Origin of the sequence: Mesorhizobium sp. M7A.F.Ca.AU.002.02.1.1 (assembly GCF_003998535.1) — a bacterium.
Classification (GTDB): domain Bacteria; phylum Pseudomonadota; class Alphaproteobacteria; order Rhizobiales; family Rhizobiaceae; genus Mesorhizobium; species Mesorhizobium ciceri.
Window position 1 is genome coordinate 1 of the sequence record NZ_RZPB01000701.1, and the last position, 3,147, is coordinate 3,147.

General features: G+C 63.7%; 3 protein-coding genes and 1 pseudogene. 2 read left to right on the forward strand and 2 right to left on the reverse strand.

Going from position 1 to position 3,147, the window contains the following annotated elements; all coding sequences use genetic code 11:
* Positions 1–217: pseudogene (locus EN879_RS29680) on the reverse strand (N-formylglutamate amidohydrolase); the annotation flags it as partial.
* A 245-nt stretch (positions 218–462) separates the two neighbouring features.
* Between EN879_RS29680 and EN879_RS29685 the strand changes: the two are divergent.
* Positions 463–951: a DUF1036 domain-containing protein gene (locus EN879_RS29685; RefSeq protein ID WP_063169175.1), complete on the forward strand. Its 489-nt coding sequence runs from the start codon at positions 463–465 to the stop codon at positions 949–951.
* The gene (gene pyk / locus EN879_RS29690) at positions 948–2,384 is read left to right on the forward strand and encodes a pyruvate kinase (protein WP_013529204.1); all 1,437 of its coding nucleotides are present in this window, start codon (positions 948–950) and stop codon (positions 2,382–2,384) included. The genes EN879_RS29685 and pyk overlap by 4 nt, the downstream gene beginning before the upstream one ends.
* Positions 2,385–2,426: 42 nt before the next feature.
* On the opposite strand, the gene EN879_RS29695 is transcribed toward pyk, so the two are convergent.
* Positions 2,427–3,147 (reverse strand): alpha/beta hydrolase (locus EN879_RS29695; protein ID WP_164774662.1); only part of this gene is annotated, 721 nt, incomplete at its 5' end.

The window sequence follows — 3,147 nt, forward strand, 5'->3', positions numbered from 1 at the left end:
GCACCGCTGGCACGCCCAGCAGGGCAGCCAGTTCGCGCGTCACGCCCTCGACGCCGATGTCATAGGCGATGTGGCGGTCGAACTCCGCTGAGGGCAGGCCGAGGCTGCCATAGTCGTCGGGCAGGTCGCGACGGGCATGATCGCCCAACAGCACGATGCCTCGCTTGCGGTCGCCCTCGATGATGTCGAAAGGCGCGAAAACTGTGGATCGGGTCATTGGCGGGAAATGGTCTGTTCGCTGGCTTCCGGGGAGGATGCTATCGTCATTCCACGAAGACGACGCTTGCGCAATGCCGTTGTTTGGCCAAGGTTTCCCGGGAAATCTGGCACAAGTCGGCGAATTGTGCGCCGGAGCCTTTCTAAATCGATTGGAATTGGACAAAACGGTGCGTTGACATGCGCCCGGACTTTTCCGAAAAGGGGCGCAGAGAGATGCTGATGTGGTTTTTGAGGGGTTTTCGGATGAGTTCCGCCGGCGGGCAGCGCATGCGCTCTGCCTTTGCCATGCCGCTCCTCACTCTTGCCATCGGCCTGCCGGCCATGGTCGTGGCTTCGCCGGCGCGTGCCGATTTCCGCGTCTGCAACGCCACGCAGAACCTGGTTGGTGTCGGCATCGGCTATCGCGCCAAGGCCGGCTGGATCACTGAAGGCTGGTGGCACATCGAGGGATCGAGCTGCAAGACGCTGATCGAAGGGCCGCTGTCATCAAGGTTTTACTATCTTTATGCAGAAGACGCCGAACGCGGTGGACGCTGGGACGGCCCGATCAACATGTGCGTGGCTGAAAAAGAGTTCAAGATCGCAGGCGTAACCGACTGCGTCGCCCGGGGCTTTCAGCGCGCCGGATTCCAGGAATATGACACGGGCGAACAGGCAAGCTGGATGGTCCAGCTGACCGATGAGTCCACAACGGGAGGCGCTCCAGCCACCCCGGGAACAAACAGTCAATGAGACGTAGCCGCAAGGTCAAGATCCTAGCCACCATCGGTCCTGCCTCCTCCTCGGAGGAGATGCTGAAGAAACTGTTCGAAGCGGGCGCCGATGTGTTCCGCATCAATATGAGCCATACCGACCATGAACTGATGCGCACGCTGGTCGGACGCATCCGCGCTGTCGAGGAAGCCGTTGGCAGGCCGATCGGCATCCTCGCCGATCTGCAAGGGCCAAAGCTGCGCGTCGGCAAGTTCGCCAACGGCAAGGAAGTGCTGACGCAAGGCCAGACCTTCACGCTCGACGACAATCCCGAGCCCGGCACCTCGACCAGGGTCTATCTGCCGCATCCGGAAATCCTGAGCTCGGTCGAAGCCGGCCATCGCCTGCTGATCGACGATGGCAAGCTCGAGCTGAAGGCGGTGAAGAGCGACGGCAAGTCGATCGTCTGCACCGTCGTCGCCGGCACCACGATTTCCGACAAGAAGGGCGTCAGCCTGCCTGACACCGACCTGCCGGTCGGCGCGTTGACCGAGAAGGACCGCAAGGACCTCGATGCCGTGCTGGCCACAGGCGTAGACTGGGTGGCGCTGTCCTTCGTGCAACGGCCGGAGGATCTGGCCGAAGCGCGCAAGATCGCACGCGGCCGGGCGCTGATCATGGCCAAGATCGAGAAGCCGCAGGCTGTCGCCCGGCTGGCCGAAATCATCGAACTGTCCGACGCGCTGATGGTCGCCCGCGGCGATCTCGGCGTCGAGATGCCGCTCGAGGCGGTGCCCGGTATCCAGAAGCAGATCACGCGCGCCGCACGCCGCGCCGGCAAGCCGGTGGTGGTTGCAACGCAGATGCTGGAATCGATGATCACGGCACCGGTGCCGACCCGCGCCGAGGTGTCCGATGTTTCGATCGCCGTCTTCGAAGGCGCCGATGCCATCATGCTGTCGGCGGAATCGGCGGCGGGTGCCTATCCCGTCGAGGCCGTGGCAATGATGAACCGTATCGCCACCAAGGTCGAGACCGATCCGACCTATGCCGGCATCATCAACGCCCAGCGCTCCGAGCCGGAAGCGACCGGCGCCGACGCCATTTCGCTGGCCGCGCGCGAGATCGCCGAAACGCTGAAGCTGTCGGCGATCATCACCTACACCGCATCAGGCACCACAGGCCTGCGCGCCGCCCGCGAGCGGCCGCAAGTGCCTGTTATCGCGCTGTCGCCGATCCTCAACACGGCGCGGCGGCTGTCGCTTTTGTGGGGCACGCATTGCGTTGTCTCGCCCGACGCCGTCGACCTCGACGACATGGTCAACCGCGCCTGCCGCATCGCCTTCGACGAAGGCTTCGGCAAGCCGGGCGACCGCGTCATCATCACCGCGGGCGTACCGCTGCGGACACCGGGTTCGACCAACATGCTGCGCATCGCCTATATCGGGTCGGACACACAAGTCAGCCGCTAGATTCCCAAAGCGTGTCGGCTCTGAACGGTTCGGGCGACCGCCTTAGGTCGGCGCGAGTTCGGCCTGCGGTACCTTGATATCGGCGCATCTGCCGGCGCCGTAGGCGTCGCCGGCGATGCGCGCCTCCACGGTCCTGGCCATCGCCTGCAGGTCGACACTCTTGCCGGCGACCTTCTCGATGGCGCCGACGGTCAGGTCGGGCGCCATCCAGTCTGGCTTGTGACCGAGATTGTGCACCCAGACGAGTTCGGCACCGGCAATGTCGCGCGCCAGACCGACCGAATGGATATGTGCATAGACCACCTTGTCGCGATCGCCTGAAATGACCACGGTTGGCGCCTTGATCTCGTTGTAGCGCGGTGCGGCGTCGAGGGCATAGCGATAGAGCCCGGCGACATCGGTGGCGTTGGCGCGAAAGGCTTTTGGTCGCAGCACCAGCGGGATAGAGGCCATTCCGAGATAATTGTCCGGCACCTTGTTGGGCGAGAAAACGCAGGTGGTGGCGTCGGCCATCTGCAGTGTACCGGCCGGATAGGTCAGCGTTTCGGAAAACAGCCAGCCGAGCACGGGAATGGTGGTCAGATCGTAGTACCAGGCGGTTGCGCCGCCCGGCCATGGATGGGTCGCCGGTGCGAGGAAGACCAGTCCAAGTGTCTTGTCTGGATGCTCGCGGCCAAAGGCCGATGTCACCACGCCGCCGAAGGAATGGCCGACGATGACAGCCTTCCTGATGCCGAGATGGTCCATCAGTGCGGCAATGGTG

Bases quoted from the DNA above. Each gene is read 5' to 3' on its own strand.
- EN879_RS29685 (WP_063169175.1), top strand. From the start codon at position 463: ATGAGTTCCGCCGGCGGGCAGCGCATGCGCTCTGCCTTTGCCATGCCG.
- pyk (WP_013529204.1), top strand. From the start codon at position 948: ATGAGACGTAGCCGCAAGGTCAAGATCCTAGCCACCATCGGTCCTGCC.